Genomic DNA, 21,667 nt, shown 5'->3' on the forward strand with positions numbered 1-21,667 from the left:
CCTCAGAACCCGCGGTCGAGACGGTGCCAGGTCTGCTGCCCGCGCACCTCGTCGCGGAAGCCCCGCGAGGTCGTGTGCTCGTCGATGACCAGGAACTCGGTCCCGAGCATCGTGGCGAGGTCCTCGACCACCTGCAGTCCGACCGCCGTCGTCATGACGGTGTGGTGGGCGGCGCCGGCCGTGAGCCAGGCCGCGGCAGCGACGGGGAACGACGGCCGCGGCTCCCAGACCGCACGGCCGACGGGGAGCTTCGGCAGCGCCTCGGTCGGCGGCACGACGTCGACGACGTTCGCGGTCAGGCGGAACCCGTCGCGGGTGTCGGAGAGCGCGACCACCACGGCCTCGCCGGAGTCGGCGGTGAAGACCAGGCGCACCGGGTCGTCCTTGCCGCCGATGCCGAGCGGGTGGATCTCGAGCGTGGGCGTTGCGCTGGTGAGCGTCGGCGAGACCTCGAGCATGTGGGCGCCGAGGATCTTCTCGGCACCGGGCGTGAGGTCGTACGTGTAGTCCTCCATGAGCGACGCCCCGCCGGGGAGCCCCGCGCCGGCGACGTTCATCGCGCGGACGAGCACGGCGGTCTTCCAGTCGCCCTCGGCCCCGAAGCCGTAGCCGTCGGCCATCAGGCGCTGCACGGCCAGCCCGGGCAGCTGCTTGAGCGCGCCGAGGTCCTCGAAGTTCGTGGTGAAGGCGGCGGAGTCGTTCTGCTCCAGGAGCGCACGGAGCCCGAGCTCGATCGCGGCACCGTCGCGGAGCGCGCCGTGTCGGTCGCCACCGTCGCGGCGCAACGACGGGTCCACGTCGTAGTCGCGTTCGTACGTGGCGACGAGTGCGTCGACCTGGTCATCGGTGGCGGCCGCAACGGCCTCGGCCAGCTCGTTCACCGCCCAGGTGTTGACCTGCACGCCGAGCTCGATCTCGGCCTCGGTCTTGTCGCCCTCGGTGACGGCGACGTAGCGCATGTTGTCGCCGAAGCGCGTCAGCTTGAGCGACCGGATCGCGGCGGCCCCGGCGGCGGCACGGCTCCAGTTCGCGACACGCTGCTGCACGCGCTCGTCGGAGACGTGACCGATCGCGGTCGCGTGGCGGACACCCATGCGGGCCAGGGCGTACCCGAACTCGCGGTCACCGTGCGCGGCCTGGTTGAGGTTCATGAAGTCGAAGTCGATGTCCGCCCACGGCAGCACGACGTTCGCCTGCGTGTGCAGGTGCAGCAGCGGCTTGGTCAGCGCGTTGAGGCCGCCGATCCACATCTTCGCGGGGCTGAAGGTGTGCATCCAGGCCGTGACGCCGATCACCTTGTCGTCGGCGCTGGCCTCGATGAGCGCGCGGCGGATGCCGTCGGCGTCCTTGAGGACGGGCTTCCACACCAGCGTCACCGGCACGTGGGGCGCCAGCTCGGCGTGCACGGCGCGGCTCTGCTCCTCGACCTGGCGCAGGGTCTCCTCGCCGTACAGGCCCTGGGACCCGGTGAGGAACCAGATCTCGTAGCTGTCGAGCGTTGCTTGCGGGTCCACCTGCGTCATCGCATGGCTCCTTCGGGGTTCTGTCCGTAGACGTTCTGGTAGCGATCGAAGAGTCGATCGATGTCTGCTTCCGCGATCGGGACGACCTCGCCGCCCTGCTTCGCGATGTGCACGGTGCGCGCGACGTCCTCGCACATCACCGCGGCCTTCACGGCGTCCTTCGCGTCCTTGCCGATCGTGAACACGCCGTGGTTCTGCATGAGCACGGCGCGTGAGCGGTGCCCGCTGAGCGTCTCGACGATGCCGTGCCCGATCGAGTCGTCGCCGATGATCGCGAACGGGCCGACCGGGATCGGGCCGCCGAACTCGTCCGCCATCGCGGTGATCACGCATGGGATCGCCTCGGCACGGGCCGCCCACGCGGTCGCGTACGTCGAGTGGGTGTGCACGACACCGCCGACCTCGGGCATGTTCCGGTACACGTAGGCGTGCGCGGCTGTGTCGGACGACGGACCGTGGGCGTTGCCCCAGCCGTCGGCGGGGACGCCGTCCAGGGTGCAGACGACCTGGTTCTCGGGCGTCAGGTCGTCGCTGGACACGCCGCTCGGCTTGATCACGAACAGGTCGGTGCCGGGGACGCGCTCGGAGACGTTGCCTCCGGTCCAGATGACCAGGCCGTAGCGCACCAGCTCGCCGTGCAGGCGGGCGACGCGCTCGCGGGTGGCGGCCACGGCCTCCCGGGTGGCGGGGTCGTGGTCGGTCGCGTCCTGCTGGCTCGTGTCGGTCATCGGGTCGGCTCCTTCTCGGTCTGGAGGCCCGGCTCGGCTCCGGCCGTCGTCTCCGGTCCACCGGTGGTGGCGTCGTGGGCGGGGTTGTCGTGGGCCAGAGTCGTCGCGGCGACCGCCGCCGCCTGCAGGGGCAGGCCCGCGCGGAAGCGCTCGAGGTACGCGCGGAACCCGGCGACGTCGCGCCCGTCCGGTTCGGCCACGTGCACGCTGTCGCTCGCGAAGACGCGGTCGGCCAGGTAGCGCGTCAGGTCGGTGTCGGCAGCGTGCGCCAGGTAGGCCGCGAGGACCGCGATGCCCCAGGCCCCGCCCTCGCCGGCGGTGTCCTCGAGGGCGACCGGCACGTCGAGCGCGGCGGCGAGCAGACGCTGGGGCGTGCCCGGTGTCCGGAACAGTCCGCCGTGTGCGGTCATCCGGTCGACGACGACGTCCTCGCCGTGCAGCACGTCCATGCCGATCGCCAGGGTCGCGAACGCTCCCTGCACCTCGGCCCGCACCAGGTTGCCGAGCGTGAACCGGCCGTCGGGGCTGCGGACGAGCACGGGGCGGCCGTCGGCGACGCCGGTGACGGGTTCCCCCGCCAGGTAGTTGTAGGACAGCAGGCCGCCGGCGTCCGGGTCGGCTTCCTCTGCCTCGGCGAGCAGCGTCGCGTAGACGTCGTCGATGTCGATCGCCGGGCCGCCGGTGCGTGCTCGTGCCGCTTCCGCGAACCGTGCGAACACCCGGGCCCAGGCGGCGACCTCGCTCGCGCCGTTGTTGCAGTGCACCATCGCCACGGCGTCGCCGGCGGGTGTCGTGACCACGTCGAGTTCCTCGTGCGGGGTCGTGAGCGGGCGTTCGAGGACGACCATCGCGAAGATGCTCGTGCCGACGCTGACGTTGCCGGTCCGGGGCGCGACGGCGTTCGTCGCGACCATGCCCGTGCCGGCGTCGCCCTCGGGCGGGCACAGCGGCACGCCGGGCTCGAGCGTGCCGGTCGGGTCCAGCCACGCGGCGCCGTCGGGGGTGAGCGCACCGGCGTCCTGGCCGGCGGTGAGCACCTCGGGGAACAGCTCGCGCACGGACATCCCGATCAGGGCGTCGGCGGTCCCGGTCATGGCGGTGTCGTAGTCGTCCGTGGCGGGGTCGATCGGGAACATGCCGCTGGCGTCACCGACCCCCAGGACGTCCCGCCCGGTGAGCCGTCGGTGCACGTACCCGGCGAGCGTGGTCACGCTGGTGACCTCGGCGACGTGGGGCTCCTCGTCGAGGACGGCCTGGTACAGGTGCGCGACGGACCACCGGAGCGGGATGTTCGCGCCGAGGCGTGCGCTGAGTTCCTCGGCGGCCGGGCCGGTCGAGGTGTTGCGCCACGTGCGGAAGGGCACGAGCAGCTCGCCGGACGCGTCGAACGCCAGGTAGCCGTGCATCATCGCGGAGACCCCGGCGGCGCGGAAGGTGGTGGGTCGGAGGCCGTACTGCGACTCGACGTCGGCGACGAGTGCGGCGTAGGCAGCCTGCAGTCCGGTCTCGACGGACTCGAGGGAGTAGGTCCAGCGCCCGTCGACGTAAGCGTTCTCCCACTCGTGGTCGCCACTGGCGACCGGGCGGTGGTCCTCGTCGATGAGGACGGCCTTGATGCGCGTCGATCCGAGTTCGATCCCGAGGGTCGTGCGGCCGTCCGCGACCTGCTGTCGGCGGTCCTCGTCCATGCAGTCCTCCCGAGACTCCGTCGTCCGTGCCCACCGTCGGATGAGCGCTCACATCCTGGCACGTGAGCGCTCACTCTCGCAACGCGCCGCGCGCGTCGTGGCGACGCGGACGGTTCGGGGCGTCCGGTGGCCTTGGACGAGGTCGCACGACACGCCGCTCGCGTGCGCCGGGGTTCCACGAGTCGTCGGTGCGCGGGCTCGAGATGCCGCAATTGTGGAACCTCGAGGAGCGACCGCGTCAGGCGCCGAGGGTGCTCTCGCGCAGGACCAGGGTCGGGGTCACCGTGGCCGACCGGGCGGCGGAGCCCTCGATCAGGTCGAGCAGGGCCTGGCCGGCGACGCGACCGAGCTCCTCGAGCCGCAGGTCGACGGTCGTCAGGGGCGGCCGACTCGCCAGCGCCATCACGTCCCAGTCGTCGAAGCCCGCCACCGCGACGTCGCCGGGCACGGAACGCCCGAGCTCGCGCAACCGGTCGCACACGCCGCGCGCGATCTGGTCGGACCCGCACACGATCGCGTCGATGCCGCCCTCGCCGCGGTCCAGCACGTCGACCGCCTGGCGCCCCCAGCGCTCGGACCACTCCCCGTACAGCGCGGGCCCCACGAGCGCGGACCCGAGCGCACGGGTCGCACCGTCGACCCGTCGGGTCGCCGACCGGGCCCACGCGGGTCCGGTCACGATGGCGACGCGCCGGCGCCCGAGCGTCAGCAGATGGGACGCGACGAGCGCCGCCCCGTGCTCGTCGTCGAGGGTGACGGAGACGTCGGCCGGGTCGGTCGACGGCGTGAACGCGTACACGACGGGGATGTCCACGTCGATGGGTGGCCGCGGGTCGGCGGACCGCCCCGTGACGATGATCCCGTCGACGCGCCGGGCGACGAGAGAGCGCAGGTAGTGGGACTCCCGTACGTGGTCGTCACGGGTGTCGCACAGCAGCACGGCCATCTGCCCGGCCGACAGCACGTCCTCGGCACCGAGCAGCACGGGGATCGAGAACCGCCCGAACGAGTCCGTCGTGATCATGCCCACGGTGTACGACCGGCCCGACGACAGTGCCCGTCCGCGGGCATCGCCGACGAACCCGAGCTTGGCCGCCGCCGCGCGCACCCGAGCCCGGGTCTCGTCGCGCAGCTGCCCGGTGCCGTTCAACGCCTTCGACGCCGTGCCGATCGAGACGCCGGCGAGCGCCGCCACGTCGGTGATGCGCACCGGGTCGGACCCGGGCCTGCCGGATCGTTCGAGCGTCACGGCAACTCCTTTCCGCCTGTCCGTCGTGGCCACGATCATACGATGAACCACCGGATCGGCTCTTGCGGACCGATCGGGGGTGTCGTAGCGTCATCCAGCAGAAACCGTTTTCCGCAATTGCCGCTCGGCAGTGCGAACTCGACGAGGGCATCGCGGCCCGAAGCTGGCCGTGGCGTCCGACGCAAGCAGGAGACACCATGACGACCACGCTCGCCACCGACAGCCGCGCACACACCGCGACCCCGGTCCTCCCGACCGCCGAGGCGCACCTGACCCTCCGGCCGCTCCCCGCCGACGCCGCCCGGATCACCGGTGGCTTCTGGCACCTGCGTCAGGAGCGGAACGGGCGCGACGCCGTCCGCGACGGGTACCGCCAGCTCGAGGCGGCCGGCAACTTCCGGAACCTGCGCATCGCGGCGGGGACCGAGCAGGGCGAGGCCGTCGGGCCGATCTTCATGGACTCCGACGTGTACAAGTGGCTCGAGGCCGTCGCCTGGGAGCTCGGACGCGAACCGGCCGACGACCTGCGGGAGCTCCAGCGCGAGGTCACCGCGCTCGTCGCAGCAGCACAGGCCGACGACGGCTACGTCGACTCCGTGCAGCAGGTCCGCTTCGACGGCGCCCGGTACACGGACCTCAAGTGGAGCCACGAGATGTACTGCGCGGGGCACCTGATGCAGGCCGCCGTGGCACAGTCGCGGGCGACGGGCGACACCGCGCTGCTCGACGTGGCGATCCGGAACGCCGACCACCTCGTGCGCACCTTCGGCGACGGCGCCGACCAGGTCCGCGACGTCGACGGCCACCCGGTCGTCGAGATGGGACTCGTCGAGCTCTACCGCGAGACCGGCACGCGCGCCTACCTCGACCTGGCGCACTGGTTCGTCGACGCCCGCGGGCACGGCATCATCGAGCGCGCCGGCGGCGAGCCGACCTACTTCTCGGACCGGGTCCCGAGCCGCCAGGCCACGACCGTCGAGGGCCACGCCGTCCGCGCCGTGTACCTGGCCGCGGGCGCGGTCGACGTCGCGATCGAGACCGGCGACGCCGAACTGCTGGCGGCGAGCGAGCGCCAGTTCGCCGACATGATGGCGACCAAGGCGTTCATCACCGGCGGACTCGGCGCGCGATGGGACTTCGAGGCGTTCGGCGACCCGTACGAGCTCCCCACCGACCGCGGCTATGCCGAGACCTGCGCGGCGATCGGGGGCGTGCAGTGGGCGTGGCGGCTGCTGCTGGCCACGGGCAGGCCCGAGTACGCCGACGCGGTCGAGCGCCTGCTGTACAACGCGTTCCTGCCGGGTGTGAGCCTGGCGGGCACCGAGTACTTCTACGTGAACCCGCTGCAGCACCGCGACCACGCGCACGCCGACGAGAACCGCTCCCCCGCGCACGGGCGCCGCGGCTGGTTCGACTGCGCGTGCTGCCCGCCGAACATCATGCGCACGTTCGCGAGCCTGGACGGCTACCTGGCCACCGCGACCGACGGCGGCCTGCAGGTGCACCAGTACGCGACGGCTGACCTCGGCGCCGTCAGCGTCGAGACCGGCTACCCGCACGACGGCACGGTCCGCGTGACGGTGACCCAGGACGGCCCGCTCGCCCTCGGGCTGCGGGTCCCGGCCTGGTCCGACACCACGACGGTCACGTTCGACGGCTCCGAACAGCACCCGGAACCCGGCACCGTGCACACCATCGAACGCGACTGGCACGCCGGCGACACGGTCGAGCTCGTGTTCGACACCACCCCGCACCGCTTCGTCGCGGACGCCCGGATCGACGCCGCCCGCGGGCAGGTCGCGATCGAGCGCGGTCCGCTCGTCTACGCGGTCGAGCAGCCCGACCAGGACGGCTTCACCGTCGACGACCTGACGATCGATGCGGAGGCGCCGATCACCGAGGAGCAGCGCGACGACCTGCTCGACGGCGTCGTCACCCTGCGGGTGCCGGCCCATGCGCCGGCCGGGCACGAGCAGGCATCGTGGCCGTACCGCCGTCTCGACGCGGCGCCCGGTCCGGGAGGCTCGGCTGCAGCCCGCACCGCGACCAGCGCCGACGACGTGACCGGTGGCGGCGGGGCCGAGCCGGCCCTCCGTCCCGTCACGGCGGTCGCGATCCCGTACTACGCCTGGGCCAACCGCGGTGCGGTCCCGATGCGCGTCTGGCTCCCGCTGGCCTGACGCGCACGGTGCGAGGTTCCGGACACGGTGCGACCCTCGCACGGTGCTCGCTCCCCGGGCCGTGCGAGGTTGACCGCTCGGTGCAGGGAACCAGCCTCGCACCAGGCGATCAAGCCCGCACGAACCGCGAACCTCGCACCGTGCGCAGCACGCACGAACCGCGAACCGCGCACGGTGCGCAGCAGCCGCAGCCGCAGCAGCGCTCAGGCGCTGCGCCGCACCACCAGCTCGGGCTGCAGCAGGATCTCGTCGAGCGGCTCGCCCTCGACCAGAGACCTGGCCGTGGCGAGCACCTGCTCCCCCATCGCCTTGAAGTCCTGGCGCACGGTGGTGAGGGGCGGGGTGAAGTGCGCCGCCTCGGGGATGTCGTCGAAGCCGAGCACCGCGATGTCGTCCGGCACGCGCAGCCCGTCGTCCGCGAAGGCGTGCAGGACCCCGAGCGCCATCTGGTCGTTCCCGCAGAACACCGCGTCGACCGCGGCGGTGTCGAGCGACCGGGCCGCGGCGAACCCGCTGCCCGGTGTCCAGTCGCCGTCGAGCACCAGGGGTTCGACCCCGGCCGCGGCCATCACGTCCAGGTACGTGGCGCGTCGGACCTCGGCCTCCTGCGAGACGCTCGGGCCCGTGATGTGCACGATGCGCCGATGCCCGCGGTCGAACAGGTGCTGCATCGCCATCCGGGTGCCGGCGGCCTGGTCGATCGCGACCGCGGCGACGGTGGGCAGCCGCTCGGCGCGACGTGCGTCCCGCTGCACCGCGTTCGACACGACCACGGGCACACTGACGGGCACGGTCAGCGACGCGAGCGAGTCGAGCACGCGGTTGTCGGCGGCCACGAGCACGACCGCGGCGACGTCCTGGGCGAGCAGCGTGGTCAGCGCGTTCGACAGGTCGTTCGCGCGGGGGTCGTCCGGCAACGTCGAGAGCAGCACGTGGTAGCCCGCCCGACGAGCCGCACGTTCGAACCCGATCGCGGTGCTGGACGGTCCGTAGAGCGCGTCGCCCGCTGTCACCAGTCCGAGGGCCCTGCTGCGGCCGCCGGCGAGCGCGCGGGCCGCCGCTCGCGGCCGGTACCCGAGCTCCGTGACGGCGGTCGTCACGCGGGAGCGGAAGTGGTCGCGGACCGTCGGGTCCCCGTTGATCACGCGGGAGACGGTCTGGTGGGAGACCCCGGCGCGCTCGGCGACGTCGAAGATCGTCGGGGCTTTGCGCCCCTTGCTGTTCGCCGCCGTGGTCGTCACGGGGCAACCGTACCGCTCACGCGGATTCCCGCAACGGCGCGGACATCCCCATGTCCTGAGTTGACACCGCGGTACACAACGCCCAAGATGTGAGCGCTCACTCCGAGCGATCACATCTCCGACAACGGCACAGCAGCCGAAGTCACACAGCTCACGTCGATGTCGACGTGACAGGAACAGAGGTACTTCGATGATGAAGCGCAGGATCGTCGCGGGCGTCGCCGCCCTCGGCATCGCCATCGCACTCGCCGGTTGCTCCGCCGGTGGCCGTGGTTCCGACGCCGGCAGCGGCAGCGGCTCCACCGACAACAAGGGCGCCCTGGTCGGCGTCGCCATGCCGACCAAGGTGTCCGAGCGCTGGATCAAGGACGGCAACGCCGTCAAGAGCGACCTCGAGGACGCCGGCTACAAGGTCGACCTCGAGTACGGGGACAACAAGGTCCAGCAGCAGGCCCAGCAGGTCAGCAACATGATCACCAAGGGCGCGAAGGTCCTGATCATCGCGTCGATCGACGGTGGCGCGCTCTCCGACCAGCTCGACGCCGCCGCGAAGGCCGGCATCAAGGTCATCTCCTACGACCGCCTGCTGACGGGCAACAAGAACGTCGACTACTACGTGTCGTTCGACAACGAGAAGGTCGGCGTCGACCAGGCCACCAGCCTGCTCACCGGCCTGGGCGTCGTCGACTCCGACGGCAAGAAGACCGGCAAGAAGGGCCCCTTCAACATCGAGGTCTTCGCTGGCTCGCTCGACGACAACAACGCCGGGTTCTTCTTCAACGGCGCCATGGAGACCCTCAAGCCGTACATCGAGGACGGCACGCTGAAGATCCAGTCCGGCCAGGACCAGCTCTCGCAGGCCGCGACGCAGCAGTGGGACCCGGCGACCGCCAAGGCCCGCATGCAGAACCTCATCGCCAAGTCCTACTCCGGTGGCGAGACGCTGAACGGCGTCCTCTCCCCGTACGACGGTATGTCGATCGGCATCATCTCGGCCCTGCAGGGTGCCGGCTACGGCAGCAGTGACCGTCCGCTCCCGATCGTCACCGGTCAGGACGCCGAGGCCGCTTCGGTCAAGTCGATCATCGCCGGTCAGCAGTACTCGACCATCTACAAGGACACGCGCAAGCTCGCCAAGCAGTCGGTCACCATGGCCGAGGACCTGCTCACCGGCAAGAAGCCCGAGGTCAACGACACGAAGAGCTACGACAACAAGGTGAAGGTCGTCCCGACCTACCTGTTCCAGCCGACCGTCGTCACGAAGGACAACTACAAGGAAGTCCTCGTCGACAGCGGCTACTACACCGAGGCCGACCTCAAGTAGGTCCTGCCCATCTGACGGACAGGAGGCGCGGTGCCGGCCCGCACCGCGCCTCCTGTCCGTCTCCACCAGCGCGCACGCGCGCACGACGGAAAGGCGTCCACATGGCGGACACCATCCTCGAGATGCGGGACATCACCAAGACGTTCCCCGGCGTCAAGGCCCTGCAGGGCGTCTCGATCGAGGTCGAGCGCGGACAGGTCCACGCGATCTGCGGCGAGAACGGCGCGGGCAAGTCGACCCTGATGAAGGTGCTGTCGGGCGTCTACCCGCACGGCTCGTTCGAGGGCGAGATCCTGCTCGACGGCGAGCCGGTGAAGTTCGGGTCGATCAACGACTCCGAAGCAGCCGGCGTCGTCATCATCCACCAGGAGCTCGCACTGAGCCCGTTCCTGTCGATCGCCGAGAACATCTTCCTCGGCAACGAGCGCTCGACCGGCGGGCTCATCGACTGGAACAAGACCAACCTCGAGGCCGCGGCGCTCCTGCAGCGCGTCGGTCTCAAGGACAACCCGGTCACCAAGATCGTCGACATCGGTGTCGGCAAGCAGCAGCTCGTCGAGATCGCCAAGGCGCTGTCCAAGGAGGTGAAGCTCCTCATCCTCGACGAGCCCACCGCCGCACTGAACGACGACGACTCCGAGCACCTGCTCGAGCTGATCCGGTCGCTGCAGGCCGAGGGCATGACGGCGATCATCATCAGCCACAAGCTCAACGAGATCAAGGCGATCTCGGACAAGGTCACGATCATCCGTGACGGCAAGACCATCGAGACCCTCGACATGCACGCCGACGACGTCTCCGAGGACCGCATCATCCGCGGGATGGTCGGTCGCGACCTGTCGAACCGGTACCCGGAGCACGAGCCGACGATCGGCGAAGAGCTCCTGCGCATCGAGGACTGGACCGTGCACCACCCGCTCGACGGGTCCCGCGAGATCATCCACCAGGCGAACCTCGCGGTCCGCTCGGGTGAGATCGTCGGCATCGCCGGGCTGATGGGCGCCGGACGGACCGAGCTCGCGATGAGCGTGTTCGGCCACTCCTACGGCACCGGCATCTCCGGCACCGTGTACAAGCGCGGCACGCCGATCAAGACGCACACGGTGTCGCAGGCGATCGACAACGGCATCGCCTACGCCACCGAGGACCGCAAGCGCTACGGCCTCAACCTGCTCGACGACATCAAGCGGAACGTCTCGGGTTCGGCACTCGGCAAGCTCGCCACCTGGGGCTTCGTCAACAGCTCCGAGGAGACCAGCGTCGCCCGGCAGTTCCTGAAGAACATGAACATCAAGGCGCCGTCGGTCAACGCGGTCACCGGCAAGCTCTCCGGCGGCAACCAGCAGAAGGTCGTCCTGTCGAAGTGGATGTACGCCGACCCCGACGTGCTCATCCTCGACGAGCCGACCCGCGGCATCGACGTCGGCGCGAAGTACGAGATCTACACGATCATCAACCAGCTCGCGGACCAGGGGAAGGGCATCATCGTCATCTCCTCGGAGCTGCCGGAACTGCTCGGCATCTGCGACCGCATCTACACGCTCTCCGAGGGCACCATCACGGCCGACGTCCCGCGCTCCGAGGCGACGCCCGAGGTCCTCATGCAGTACATGACCCAGGAACGGGAGACCCCAGTCAATGAACGCGCTTAAGTCCGCCGCCAGCTACCTCACCGGGCAGCTCCGACAGATCGGCCTGTTCATCGCGCTGATCGTCATCGTCGTCTTCTTCCAGGTGACCACGAACGGCATCACGCTGGCCCCGATCAACGTCTCGAACCTGATCGTCCAGAACAGCTACATCCTGATCCTGGCGATCGGCATGGTGATGGTCATCATCGCCGGCCACATCGACCTGTCCGTCGGGTCCATCGTCGCCTTCACGGGCGCCATGGCCGGCGTCATGATCACCCAGTGGGGCATCCCGTGGCCGATCGCCGTGGTGCTCTGCCTGGTGCTCGGTGGCCTGGTCGGCGCATGGCAGGGCTTCTGGATCGCCTACTTCGGGATCCCGGCGTTCATCGTGACGCTGGCCGGCATGCTCGCCTTCCGCGGTGCGGCGCAGATCGTCCTGCAGAACCAGCAGATCTCGCCGTTCCCGACCGGGTTCCGCTCGCTCGGCTCCGGCTTCCTGCCCACCTTCGGCAGCTCGGGCTACGAGCCGCTCACGATGATCCTCGGCTTCGCGGCCGCGGCGGTCATGGTGGTCGTGTCGATCCGCGGACGCGCCACGCGTCGGAAGTACCAGCTCGAGAGCGAGCCGTTCGTCTGGTTCATCGTCAAGCTCGCCTTCGGTGCCCTGCTGGTCATCTACGTCGCCCTGCTGCTCGCCAGCTACAGCGGCACCCCGATCGTGCTGGTCATCCTCGGCCTGCTCGTGGTCGTCTACTCGGTGGTCATGCGCAGCGCGGTCTTCGGTCGCCACGTGTACGCCATCGGCGGCAACGCCCTGGCGGCGCAGCTCTCCGGCGTGAAGACGAAGCGGGTCACGTTCCTGCTGTTCGTCAACATGGGCGTCATCGCGGCGCTGGCCGGCGTGGTGTTCACCGGGCAGCTCAACCTGGCGGCACCGGGCGCGGGCAACGGCTTCGAGCTCGACGCCATCGCCGCGGTGTTCATCGGCGGCGCGGCCGTCACCGGCGGCATCGGCACGGTGCCGGGCGCGATCATCGGTGGTCTCATCATCGGTCTGCTGAACAACGGCATGTCGATCCTCGGTGTCGGCACCGAGTTCCAGTCCCTGATCAAGGGCCTGGTGCTGCTCGCAGCCGTCGCGTTCGACGTGTTCAACAAGCGCCGGGCGGCGTCCGCGCGCAAGTAGGCACGTTCGCACCGCACCGCACCGCACCGCGGAACGGACACAGCACCTCGGATCTCCGGGGTGCTGTGTCCGTTCCGCGGTGCCGTCATGGTCGCGTCAGCGGGACAGGACTGCCCAACCGGCAGCCGGGAGGACCACGGTCCCGTCCCGCAGGTCACCACCGCCCGCCTCCACCCGCGTCGCGTCGGCCACGGGCAACTCGACGGGGTCGTCGCCCAGGTTCAGGGCCGTCACGACGGCCGCGTCCGCGGTCGCGGTCCGCAGGACGATCGCGGTGTTCTCCACGTGCGTCACGTCGGTGTGCGCCCGGTGCAGCCACGGTTCTCGACGGCGCAGGGCGATGAGCGCCTCGTGGGCGTGGGTCAGGTCGGTCGCGGCGGGCGGTGCGTCCGGGAAGGCCGGACGGACGGCGTCGTCGCCGCCCTCGCGCTCCTCCTTGACGCCGGTCCAGCCGTACTCGTCGCCGGCGTAGACGACCGGCGTGCCGGCCACCGTGAACAGCACCGCTGCGGCGTGCCCGGCGAACCGCTCCCCCACCGCGCTGGCGATCCGGCTGACGTCGTGGTTGCCGACGAAGGTCGTGGGGACGAACGTCGACAGCAGGGCGTCGTGTCGACCGATCGCATGGGCCAGCTCGTGGCAGTTCCGGTCGGCGATCCCGTGCCAGGTCCCCTGCCACAGCTCGTACTGCGTCGTGGAGTCCATCGTCGACGCGGACACGATCGCGGCGGCGTCCCCGTGGATCACCTCGCCGCTGAACCACGCGTCCGGGAACTGTTCCCGGACGCGCGGCAGCACCCGTGCCCAGAACGCCGGGGAGAGCGCGTACGCCGCGTCGAGCCGCCAGCCGTCGACGCCGCGCGCGAGCCAGTGGGTCATGACCTCGACGACGAGGTCCTCGGTGGCCTGGGCGGTGTGGTCGAGGGCGACGAGGATGTCATGGCCCTCGAACAGTCCGACCGGTACCGGGTCGCCCGGGTTCCAGCCGGTCCAGTCGATGCCGAACAGCGGGGCGGAGTCCGCCGCCGGCCCCTGCGTCTCGAGCGCTCGGAACGCCGGGTGCTCCCGACCGACGTGGTTGAACACGCCGTCGAGCAGCACCCGGACCCCGCGGTCGTGGGCGGCACGGACCAGGGCGTCGAAGTCGTCGTCGTCACCCAGGCGCGGGTCGATCCGCAGGTGGTCGACCGTGTCGTAGCCGTGGGTCGAGCTCGCGAACACCGGGCCGAGCAGCACGCCGTTCAGGCCGAGGTCCACGACGTGGTCGAGCCAGGGGGTGATCCGGTCGAGCCGGTGCTCCACCGCGCGGTCCGCCCAGGGTGCCTCCGGTCGGATCTCGGCGCCGACGAAGCCGAGCGGGTAGACGTGCCACCACATGACGTGACGCACCCAGTCCGGTTCGGCGGGACGGTCGGGCACGATGTCGGTGGTCACTGCTCCGATGCTGCCAGGTGGCGCACTCGCTGGGTACGGCGATGCGCTTCCGGACGAGGATGGAGCCATGGGACGAGCGATCCGCACCGAGGCCGACGCCGAGCGCAGCGATGCAGCGCACGCCGAGCGGACCTGTGCGTCGTGCGGACGTCGGATGCCGACGAACGCCGCACCCGACGCGAAGTGGTGCTCGGACGCCTGCCGTCGACACAAGCTCGACGACACCGACCGCGCACTGGAACGCACGATCGACGAGCTCCTCGACGCCCGGGCCGTGACCTCGAGCATCTGCCCGTCGGACGCTGCCCGCGCGGTCGGCGACGACGACTGGCGCGACCTGATGGAACCCGCCCGTCGTGCCGCGCGCCGGATGGTCGCGCGCGGCGAGGTCGAGATCACGCAGGGCGGCACCGTCGTCGACCCGTCGACGGCCAAGGGACCGATCCGGATCCGTCGTCCGCGCTGAGGCGACACCCGCTGCGGGAACACCCGCAGGACGACAGGTGTTGGCTCCAAACGATGTCTCCTGACGAAACCACCACGCAGTCCACCGTCCCCCGCAGCGCCCTGGTCGTCGGTGCCAGCGGCATCACCGGCTCCGCCCTGGTGCAGCACCTGACCCGCGACGGCTGGGACGTCGCCGCGCTCTCCCGTCGCGCCGGCACCCGCGACGGCGTCCGTGGCGTCGCCGCAGACCTCCGCGACCCGGAGTCGCTCCGCACCGCGCTGGCCGACGAGCGCCCGACCCACGTCTTCTTCACCGCGTGGCAGCGGCAGGCGACCGAGGCCGAGAACATCGCCGTGAACGGCGGGATGGTCCGCGACCTGCTCGCAGCGCTCGACCACGCGCCCCTCGAGCACGTCGCACTCGTGACCGGGCTGAAGCACTACCTCGGCCCGTTCGAGGCGTACGCCGCGGGCGAGATGCCGGACACGCCCTTCCACGAGGAGGAGCCGCGCCTCGACACCCCGAACTTCTACTACGCGCAGGAGGACGAGCTCATGGCGGCCGCCGAGCGCCAGGGCTTCACGTGGTCCGTGCACCGCTCGCACACGGTCATCGGCCACGCGGTCGGCAACGCGATGAACATGGGCCTGACCCTGGCGGTCCAGGCGACCATCGCCAAGGACCGTGACCTGGACTTCGTGTTCCCCGGCAGCGAGGCGCAGTGGAACGGCCTGACCGACATGACCGACGCCGGACTGCTCGCCGAGCACATGGTCTGGGCCGCGACCTCGCCCGAGGGCGCCGACGAGCCGTTCAACATCGTGAACGGCGACGTCTTCCGCTGGCGCTGGATGTGGCCGCGCCTGGCCGCGCACCTCGGTGTCGACCCGGCGCGGGTCGTCGGCTACCAGGACGCACCCCGGCCGCTCGAGCAGCAGATGGGACCGCACGCGTCCGCATGGCCCGAGATCGCCGAGCGCCACGGACTCGTCGAGCCCGACATCGACCGGGTCGCGTCCTGGTGGCACACCGACGCCGACCTCGGCCGTGCCATGGAGGTCGTCACCGACATGAGCAAGAGCCGCGAGGCCGGGTTCACCGGGTACCGGCGCACCGAGCGGTCCTTCACCGACCTGTTCGACCGGTACCGAGCGGACCGCCTGGTCCCCTGAGGCCCGGGGCCTAGCGGATCCCGCTCCGCGCGAACCCCTGCACGAACCACCGCTGGAACAGCAGGAACACGACGACGATCGGCACGACGTCGAGCAGGGCGAACGCCATCGTGGCGCCGTAGTCCGAGTTGAACTGTCCCTGCAGGTAGAGCAGCCCGATGGGCAGCGTGAACAGGCGGTTCTCGCGGAGCGCGATCAACGGCCAGGCGAAGTCGTTCCACGCCTGCAGCAGGCTCATGAAGAAGAGCACCGCGACGAGCGGCCGCGCCATCGGCAGCACGATCCGGAAGAACACCGCAACGTGCCCGGCACCGTCGATGCGTGCCGCCTCGATGAGCTCCTTCGGGATCCCGAGCAGGAACTGCCGGGCGAGGAACACGCCGAAGGCCGACGCCGCGCTCGGCAGGATCACCGCCCAGTACGTGCCGTACAGGTGCATGCCCGTCACGATGCGGAACAGCGACACGATGATCACCTGCACGGGGACGGCGAGGGTCGCCAGCGCGATGAAGAACAGCACGGTCGAGCCCCGGAACCGCAGCTGCGCGAAGGCGTACCCGGCGAGCAGGCTGATCGCGGTCGTCAGGATCGCGACCGACAGGGCGATGGCCGTCGAGTTGCCGAGCCACTCCACGACCGGGAAGGACGAGAACACCCGGTCGAGGTTGTCGAGCGTCAGCGTGCGCGGGAAGAACCGGACGGCCCCTCCGAGCAGCTCGGAACGCGGCGAGAAGGCCACGACGACCATCCAGTACAGCGGAGCGATCACGACCACCGCGACGACGATCGCGAGGACGGTCCGGGCGGCGAGGCCGATGCGGGCCCGGCGTGTGCGGGCGCTCATCCTGCGAGGTCCCGGTTGCGGCTGCCGCGCCACTGCGCGATCGCGAAGACGACCGCCAGCAGCAACAGCACCATGCCGATCGCCGCCGCGTAGCCCTGGTCACGCGTGACGAACCCGGTGTCGTAGGCGTACGTGACGAGCACGGACGTCGCGTTGCGCGGGCCACCTCCGGTCAGCACGAACACGATGTCGAACACCTGGAACGAGTAGATGACGTTGAGGACCGTCAGGAAGAACGTCGACGAGCCGAGCAGCGGGACGGTCACGGAGCGCAGTCGTCGGCTCCACCCGGCGCCGTCGAGCATCGCCGCCTCGGGCAGCTCCGGGCCGATGCCCTGCAGCCCCGCAAGGTAGATGAGCATGTTGAACCCGACGCGCCACCAGATGGTCACGAGCACGACCGACGCGAACGCCGCGGTCGGGTCGGACTGCCACTGCACGGGCGAGATGCCGACCACGCCCAGGAGCGCGTCGAGCACGCCGGAGTTCTGGTCGAACACCAGGACGCCGATCAGGGCCGTCGCGACGCCGGACACCGCCATCGGCATGATCAGGATGGAGCGGAAGAGTCCTCGAGCAGGGAGCACCGAGTTGAGCAGCAGCGCCGCGAGCAGCCCGAGCCCCATCGAGATGGGTGTCACCAGGACCGTGAACAGCACGGTGTTGAGCAGCGCCCGCCAGAAGAGCGCGTCGCCGAGCAGGCGCTGGTAGTTCGCCAGCCCGACCCACTCGGCCGCGCCGAAGCCGTTCGTGCGCTGGAAGCTGATGACGAACGCCCCGACGAGCGGGACGAGCACGAAGACCGCGAGCAGCACCATGTTCGGCGCGATGAACACGTAGGCGGCGCGTTCCTCGTGCCGGGCGGAGCGCGAACGGCGGGGGCGGATCCTCCGCCCGGTCGTGGCGGTCATGCCGTCGCTCCCGTCGCGTCGGCGATGCCCCGCTGCAGGCGCTGCACGGTCTCGGCGGCACCGACACCGCCGACCAGCGCGTCCTCGATGCCGTTCTGCAGCACGGTGATGATCGCGGCCATGTCCGGCGAGGCCACCTGGGCGACGTCCGCCGGCCGGATGACCGACGCCTGGTCGACGAACACCGACGTCAGTTCAGGCCGCACCGCGAAGCGCAGCCCACCGTCCAGCAGGTCCCGACGAGTGGGCAGCAACGAGGCCCGCTCGCAGAAGTCCTGCATCTGGGGTCGGCGGGTGACGAAGTCGAGGAACGACGCGGCGAGGTCCGGTTTCTGGGACTGGGCGGTCGCCACCAGGGCGTTGCCGCCGAAGTCGCTGCCGCCCCGGTCCCGCCGCGGCGCGTACGTCGCGGTCCAGGGGAAGTCGAGCGTCGAGGCGGCGTCCGGGATCTGGAACGCCCCGGACCACACCATCGCCACGCGTTGCCGGTACCAGGTGTCGCTGGCGTAGGTCGCCGACTTCACCGAGTCGTTCGCGGGCACCCACCCCTCCGAGAAGAACCGCTTGGCGAACGCGACGGCATCGCGACCGGCGGCGCTGTCGATCCGCGGCGTCCGCTGGTCCGAGCCGAGGAATGCACCGTCCGCCTGGAACAGCAGGCTGAGCCACCTGGTGACGCCGTTCCCCTGCCAGTTGTAGGCGAACGGGTGGACGTCGTCGGGCAGCCCGGACCGCAGCTTCCCCGCGACGTCGCCGAGTTCGTCCCAGGTCCAGGCCTCGTCGACCGACCGCGGCAGCTCGGTGATGCCCGCCTTCCGCATCAGGTCGGTGTTGACGAGGATCGCGGACGTGTCCGTGTGGTGCGGCACGCCGAAGGGCCGACCGTCGGACTGGACCGCCGCCCACGCCGTCTCGGTGAACCGGTCCCCCACGCTCGCGTTGAGCGAGCGCGACAGGTCGAGCAGCTGCCCGCGTCCGGCGTAGGCGCCGAACGAGTAGTAGGGCACCCGGAAGACGTCGGGGGCGTTCCCGGCCTGCAGCTGCGCGTCGATGTTCGTGAACATCTGCTCGTAGGGCACGGCGTTCAGCTCGACCCGTCGTCCGGGGTACGCGCGCTGGAAGTCCTTGATCGCCGAGCGGAACCCGGCGAGCTCGGCGTCGGTCCCCCAGGTGGTGAAGGTCAGGGTGTCGGCGTCGTTCCGCGCGCCGGTGTCCTGCGGCACGAACCCGCACCCCGCCAGGGCTGCGGGCAGCGTCAGCGCACCCAGCCCCACGAGGAGGTTGCGGCGTGTGATGTGCACTTGTACTCCGTTGGTCGGTCCGGGGCTGGGACGACATCCGTCGGTCCAGCATGCTCCGCCGCCGACGTTGCCGTCTCACACCTGGCCCGAGCCCGGGAACGGGGTACACGGGCGTCCGTAGAGTCGGATCCACACCGCCGGGTCCACCGGTGATGCCCCATCGGAAGGAATCACCATGTCGCTCGGAGACAAGGCCAAGGACGCCACCCAGAAGATCGTCGGCAAGGTCGAGGAGACCGTCGGCAAGCACACCGACGACGCCGAGCTCACGCACCAGGGCCAGAAGGACCAGGTCATGGGCGAGGGTCGCATGCAGACCGAGAAGGCGAAGGACGCCCTCGACGGCAAGTGAGCACCGGCTCCTGAACGTACGGACGGCCCGGCATCCATCGATGCCGGGCCGTCCGCACGTCTGTCTGTCACCCGGTCGTCCCCGGCGGAGCAGACTCGGGGGATGAGCGAGCCCGACGACCACTTCTTCGTCGTCGACGGCCGTCGGTGGCGCAGGACCGACCCGGCGATCCCCGAGGCGACGGCCGCAGCGCTCCGGTCGCACCTGGGGCGCGGTCGGAACGCCGTCAAGCAGGCGAAACGGTCCGGTGACGACGAGGCCCTCGCGGCGGCGCGGCACCGGAACGGCATCGCGAAGCACGGCCTGGGCGAACGCGGACCGGAGTGGTGGGACCGCCCGGAGGCCGACCGGGTCGCGGACGCCGATCGCGCGCTGCAGGACCTCGACGCCCTCGACTAGGCCTCGGTGTGCCCCAGGTCCGGCTCGACGAGCAGCGACACCGACCGCGCGGCCGAGGCGTGTACCTCGAACACGACGACCTCGTTCCGCCCCGCCCGCAGCACCGGTCCGGGCACCGCGAGCGTCCGCTGCGGTCCGCGGGACCAGTACCGGCCGAGGCAGAACCCGTTGACCCAGGCGACACCCTTCCGGAAGCCGTCGAGCGCGAGGTACCGGTCGTCGATGACGTCGAGGTCGAACGACCCGAGCGCGACGACGGGCCCGGCGAGGACGGAGCCGTCCGTGATCGGGAGTGCCCGCAGGACGTCGAGCGCCGCCTCGGGCAGGGGGTCGAGCGCGAGCGGCGACACCGTCCACCGCTCGAGCGGCTCACCGTCGACGGACACGCCGCCGATCAGGCCCTTGGGCTCGCCGATCCGCGTGCCGTAGTCGACGCGACCCTGGTCCTCGACCAGCAGCTCGAGCGTGCCGGTCACCGGCGGGAGCGCGATCGCCCGGTCGTGGTGCTCTCGTTCGAGCACTCCGACCGGGCGTCCGTCGACGCTGACCAGGACACGGTCGCGGACCTCGGTGCCGACGGTCAGCACACCGCCGTTGGGCAGGTCGACCTCGGTCCGGTACAGCACGAAGCCCGAGGCGGCTCCGAGCGTGTCGAACGTCGGGACGTCCTGGTGGGTGGTCCAGGACGCGAGCTGCGGGAGCAGCGAGGCGAGCGGGGTGGACCGGTCAAGTCGGACCGTGACGTCCGTGGCGGGGGTGGGCCGGTCCTCCAGGGCATCTCCGGTCGCACCCACCGGAGCGAGGCGACCCGATCCGCCGGGCAGCATCGATGCCGGCAGCTCGGGCACGGGCGCGTAGCGCTCGATCACCGTGCGGAACGCGTGGAACTTCGTTGTCGGTCGGCCGGCCTCGTCGAGCGGGGCGTCGTAGTCGTACGACGTCGCGATCGGCCGGTACACGCCCTTGTCGTTCGCGCCGTTCGTGAAGCCGAAGTTCGTGCCGCCGTGGAACATGTAGACGTTGACCGAGCCGCCGGCGGCGAGCAGGTCGTCCAGGTCGGACGCCGATGCGGCGGCCGGGGTGGTGTGGTGGTGCTCGCCCCAGCTGTCGAACCAGCCGTCCCAGAACTCCGAGCACATCAGCGGTCCGGTCGGCTGCGCCTGCCGCAGCCGCTCCAGCCGCTCTGTGGAGCGCGATCCGAAGGACCCGGTCTTGTGCAGCGAGGGCAGCGACCCGTCCTCGAGCATGGTGCCCATCGGCTGGTCGACGCTCGTGAACGGGACCGTCAGCCCGATGTCGCGGTGCATCTGCTCGAGCTTCGACAGGTAGACCGGGTCGTAGCCGTAGGCGCCGTACTCGTTCTCCACCTGCACGAGCACGATGGGGCCACCCTGGTCGATCTGGCGTGGCACGAGGATCGGTGCGAGGGCGTCGAGGTAGCGGGACACGGCGGCCAGGAACTGCGGCTCGTCGCGCCGGATGCCGACGGTGCCGTCGGTGAACAGCCAGTACGGCAGACCGCCGTTGGTCCACTCGGCACAGATGTACGGGCCCGGGCGGACGATGGCGTGCATGCCCTCGGCGGCGACCAGGTCGAGGAACCGACCGAGGTCGAGGCCGCCCGTGAAGTCGAAGTCGCCCGGCGTGGCCTCGTGCGCGTTCCACGCGACGTACGTCTCGACGGTGTTCAGGCCCATCAGCCGGGCCTTGCGGATGCGGTCCTGCCACAGGTCCGGGTGGACGCGGAAGTAGTGGATCGCGCCGGACAGGACCCGGTGCGATTCGCCGTCGAGCAGGAAGTCGGTGTCGCCGATGGCGAAGCGCATCGTGCGCCTTTCTGTCAGCGGAGGGGCCGCACGGTTGCCCGTGCGGCCCCTCCAGGGGTGTGCGGTGGCGGGACTACTTGGTCGAGACCGTGAAGCCCTGCTGCTTGCCGTACTTCACGAGCGCATCCTGCCAGGCCTGCAGCCCGGACTCGAGGGACGTCCCCTTCTCGTACGACTGGCCGACCGTGTCCGCGTAGACGCTGTTCGCGTACACCTGGTACGGCAGG

The 21,667-nt window shown here is 70.7% G+C and carries 18 protein-coding genes and 1 pseudogene; 8 read left to right on the forward strand and 11 right to left on the reverse strand.

The window, feature by feature from the left end; translation table 11 throughout:
- Window positions 1-2 precede the first annotated feature (2 nt).
- From araA to ASG04_RS02000, 4 genes are all read right to left on the reverse strand, one after another.
- A complete protein-coding gene (gene araA / locus ASG04_RS01985; RefSeq protein WP_056119442.1) occupies window positions 3-1,523 on the reverse strand; it encodes an L-arabinose isomerase in 1,521 nt (506 codons plus the stop codon).
- Window positions 1,520-2,251, reverse strand: coding sequence for an L-ribulose-5-phosphate 4-epimerase (locus ASG04_RS01990; protein ID WP_056119447.1), 732 nt, complete (start codon window positions 2,249-2,251; stop codon window positions 1,520-1,522). The genes araA and ASG04_RS01990 overlap by 4 nt, the downstream gene beginning before the upstream one ends.
- Window positions 2,248-3,939, reverse strand: a complete 1,692-nt coding sequence (locus tag ASG04_RS01995) for a xylulokinase (RefSeq protein WP_056119450.1) — start codon at window positions 3,937-3,939, stop codon at window positions 2,248-2,250. Before ASG04_RS01995 ends, ASG04_RS01990 begins: the two co-directional genes overlap by 4 nt.
- A gap of 238 nt (window positions 3,940-4,177) precedes the next feature.
- Complete coding sequence (locus tag ASG04_RS02000) at window positions 4,178-5,188, reverse strand: LacI family DNA-binding transcriptional regulator (RefSeq protein ID WP_056119453.1); 1,011 nt, start codon at window positions 5,186-5,188, stop codon at window positions 4,178-4,180.
- 197 nt (window positions 5,189-5,385) lie between these two features.
- On the opposite strand from ASG04_RS02000, the gene ASG04_RS02005 reads away from it, so the two are divergent.
- On the forward strand, window positions 5,386-7,368 hold the full coding sequence (locus ASG04_RS02005) for a glycoside hydrolase family 127 protein (protein ID WP_056119456.1): 1,983 nt from the start codon (window positions 5,386-5,388) through the stop codon (window positions 7,366-7,368).
- Between the two features lie 203 nt (window positions 7,369-7,571).
- Here ASG04_RS02005 and ASG04_RS02010 read toward each other — a convergent pair whose 3' ends face one another.
- Window positions 7,572-8,609, reverse strand: coding sequence for a substrate-binding domain-containing protein (locus tag ASG04_RS02010; protein WP_056119459.1), 1,038 nt, complete (start codon window positions 8,607-8,609; stop codon window positions 7,572-7,574).
- Window positions 8,610-8,799: 190 nt separating this feature from the next.
- Here ASG04_RS02010 and chvE point away from each other — a divergent pair, with 190 nt between their 5' ends.
- The 3 genes from chvE to mmsB all read left to right on the forward strand — a co-directional run bounded on the left by chvE (window position 8,800) and on the right by mmsB (window position 12,753).
- Entirely contained in the window at window positions 8,800-9,933 is a 1,134-nt protein-coding gene (gene chvE / locus ASG04_RS02015; protein ID WP_056119462.1) for a multiple monosaccharide ABC transporter substrate-binding protein, read from the forward strand.
- 101 nt (window positions 9,934-10,034) lie between these two features.
- Window positions 10,035-11,585 (forward strand): multiple monosaccharide ABC transporter ATP-binding protein, encoded by a 1,551-nt coding sequence (mmsA, locus tag ASG04_RS02020; protein WP_056119465.1) that lies wholly within the window; start codon window positions 10,035-10,037, stop codon window positions 11,583-11,585.
- Window positions 11,572-12,753 (forward strand): multiple monosaccharide ABC transporter permease, encoded by a 1,182-nt coding sequence (gene mmsB, locus ASG04_RS02025; RefSeq protein ID WP_056119467.1) that lies wholly within the window; start codon window positions 11,572-11,574, stop codon window positions 12,751-12,753. Before mmsA ends, mmsB begins: the two co-directional genes overlap by 14 nt.
- A 96-nt stretch (window positions 12,754-12,849) precedes the next feature.
- On the opposite strand, the gene ASG04_RS02030 is transcribed toward mmsB, so the two are convergent.
- Complete coding sequence (locus tag ASG04_RS02030) at window positions 12,850-14,130, reverse strand: alpha-amylase family glycosyl hydrolase (protein ID WP_056120206.1); 1,281 nt, start codon at window positions 14,128-14,130, stop codon at window positions 12,850-12,852.
- 124 nt (window positions 14,131-14,254) lie between these two features.
- On the opposite strand from ASG04_RS02030, the gene ASG04_RS02035 reads away from it, so the two are divergent.
- Both ASG04_RS02035 and ASG04_RS02040 read left to right on the forward strand, forming a co-directional pair.
- The gene (locus tag ASG04_RS02035; RefSeq protein WP_056119472.1) at window positions 14,255-14,653 is read left to right on the forward strand and encodes a DUF3253 domain-containing protein; all 399 of its coding nucleotides are present in this window, start codon (window positions 14,255-14,257) and stop codon (window positions 14,651-14,653) included.
- Window positions 14,654-14,706: 53 nt separating this feature from the next.
- Window positions 14,707-15,807: an SDR family oxidoreductase gene (locus tag ASG04_RS02040; RefSeq protein ID WP_056119475.1), complete on the forward strand. Its 1,101-nt coding sequence runs from the start codon at window positions 14,707-14,709 to the stop codon at window positions 15,805-15,807.
- 10 nt (window positions 15,808-15,817) lie between these two features.
- Here the strand turns inward: ASG04_RS02040 and ASG04_RS02045 are convergent, their stop codons facing one another.
- Genes ASG04_RS02045 through ASG04_RS02055 form a run of 3 tightly spaced genes read right to left on the reverse strand, consistent with a single transcriptional unit; the run spans window position 15,818 to window position 18,863 of the window.
- Window positions 15,818-16,651 (reverse strand): carbohydrate ABC transporter permease, encoded by an 834-nt coding sequence (locus ASG04_RS02045; protein ID WP_056119478.1) that lies wholly within the window; start codon window positions 16,649-16,651, stop codon window positions 15,818-15,820.
- The gene (locus ASG04_RS02050; protein ID WP_056119481.1) at window positions 16,648-17,562 is read right to left on the reverse strand and encodes a carbohydrate ABC transporter permease; all 915 of its coding nucleotides are present in this window, start codon (window positions 17,560-17,562) and stop codon (window positions 16,648-16,650) included. Before ASG04_RS02050 ends, ASG04_RS02045 begins: the two co-directional genes overlap by 4 nt.
- Entirely contained in the window at window positions 17,559-18,863 is a 1,305-nt protein-coding gene (locus ASG04_RS02055) for an ABC transporter substrate-binding protein (RefSeq protein WP_056119484.1), read from the reverse strand. Before ASG04_RS02055 ends, ASG04_RS02050 begins: the two co-directional genes overlap by 4 nt.
- 175 nt (window positions 18,864-19,038) lie before the next feature.
- Between ASG04_RS02055 and ASG04_RS17250 the strand changes: the two genes are divergently transcribed.
- Together ASG04_RS17250 and ASG04_RS02060 are read left to right on the forward strand one after the other, a co-directional pair.
- Window positions 19,039-19,215, forward strand: a complete 177-nt coding sequence (locus ASG04_RS17250; RefSeq protein ID WP_156463481.1) for a CsbD family protein — start codon at window positions 19,039-19,041, stop codon at window positions 19,213-19,215.
- A 102-nt stretch (window positions 19,216-19,317) separates the two neighbouring features.
- Window positions 19,318-19,614 carry a hypothetical protein gene (locus ASG04_RS02060; protein ID WP_056119485.1) on the forward strand — a complete coding sequence of 99 codons (297 nt, stop codon included), beginning with the start codon at window positions 19,318-19,320 and terminating at the stop codon, window positions 19,612-19,614.
- Here the strand turns inward: ASG04_RS02060 and ASG04_RS02065 are convergent.
- On the reverse strand, window positions 19,611-21,440 hold the full coding sequence (locus tag ASG04_RS02065; RefSeq protein WP_056119488.1) for a glycoside hydrolase family 35 protein: 1,830 nt from the start codon (window positions 21,438-21,440) through the stop codon (window positions 19,611-19,613). The genes ASG04_RS02060 and ASG04_RS02065 overlap by 4 nt on opposite strands.
- 73 nt (window positions 21,441-21,513) lie before the next feature.
- Window positions 21,514-21,667, reverse strand: a pseudogene (locus ASG04_RS17755) (sugar ABC transporter substrate-binding protein); the annotation flags it as partial.

It is taken from the genome of Curtobacterium sp. Leaf183, assembly GCF_001424385.1.
Classification (GTDB): Bacteria; Actinomycetota; Actinomycetes; order Actinomycetales; family Microbacteriaceae; genus Curtobacterium.

Excerpts from the sequence above, each read along its gene's own strand:
- araA (WP_056119442.1), bottom strand. The coding sequence starts at position 1,523 with ATGACGCAGGTGGACCCGCAAGCAACGCTCGACAGCTACGAGATCTGG.
- ASG04_RS01990 (WP_056119447.1), bottom strand. The coding sequence starts at position 2,251 with ATGACCGACACGAGCCAGCAGGACGCGACCGACCACGACCCCGCCACC.
- ASG04_RS01995 (WP_056119450.1), bottom strand. The coding sequence starts at position 3,939 with ATGGACGAGGACCGCCGACAGCAGGTCGCGGACGGCCGCACGACCCTC.
- ASG04_RS02005 (WP_056119456.1), top strand. The coding sequence starts at position 5,386 with ATGACGACCACGCTCGCCACCGACAGCCGCGCACACACCGCGACCCCG.
- chvE (WP_056119462.1), top strand. The coding sequence starts at position 8,800 with ATGATGAAGCGCAGGATCGTCGCGGGCGTCGCCGCCCTCGGCATCGCC.
- mmsA (WP_056119465.1), top strand. The coding sequence starts at position 10,035 with ATGGCGGACACCATCCTCGAGATGCGGGACATCACCAAGACGTTCCCC.
- mmsB (WP_056119467.1), top strand. The coding sequence starts at position 11,572 with ATGAACGCGCTTAAGTCCGCCGCCAGCTACCTCACCGGGCAGCTCCGA.
- ASG04_RS02030 (WP_056120206.1), bottom strand. The coding sequence starts at position 14,130 with ATGTGGTGGCACGTCTACCCGCTCGGCTTCGTCGGCGCCGAGATCCGA.
- ASG04_RS02035 (WP_056119472.1), top strand. The coding sequence starts at position 14,255 with ATGGGACGAGCGATCCGCACCGAGGCCGACGCCGAGCGCAGCGATGCA.
- ASG04_RS02040 (WP_056119475.1), top strand. The coding sequence starts at position 14,707 with ATGTCTCCTGACGAAACCACCACGCAGTCCACCGTCCCCCGCAGCGCC.
- ASG04_RS02045 (WP_056119478.1), bottom strand. The coding sequence starts at position 16,651 with ATGAGCGCCCGCACACGCCGGGCCCGCATCGGCCTCGCCGCCCGGACC.
- ASG04_RS02050 (WP_056119481.1), bottom strand. The coding sequence starts at position 17,562 with ATGACCGCCACGACCGGGCGGAGGATCCGCCCCCGCCGTTCGCGCTCC.
- ASG04_RS17250 (WP_156463481.1), top strand. The coding sequence starts at position 19,039 with ATGTCGCTCGGAGACAAGGCCAAGGACGCCACCCAGAAGATCGTCGGC.
- ASG04_RS02060 (WP_056119485.1), top strand. The coding sequence starts at position 19,318 with ATGAGCGAGCCCGACGACCACTTCTTCGTCGTCGACGGCCGTCGGTGG.
- ASG04_RS02065 (WP_056119488.1), bottom strand. The coding sequence starts at position 21,440 with ATGCGCTTCGCCATCGGCGACACCGACTTCCTGCTCGACGGCGAATCG.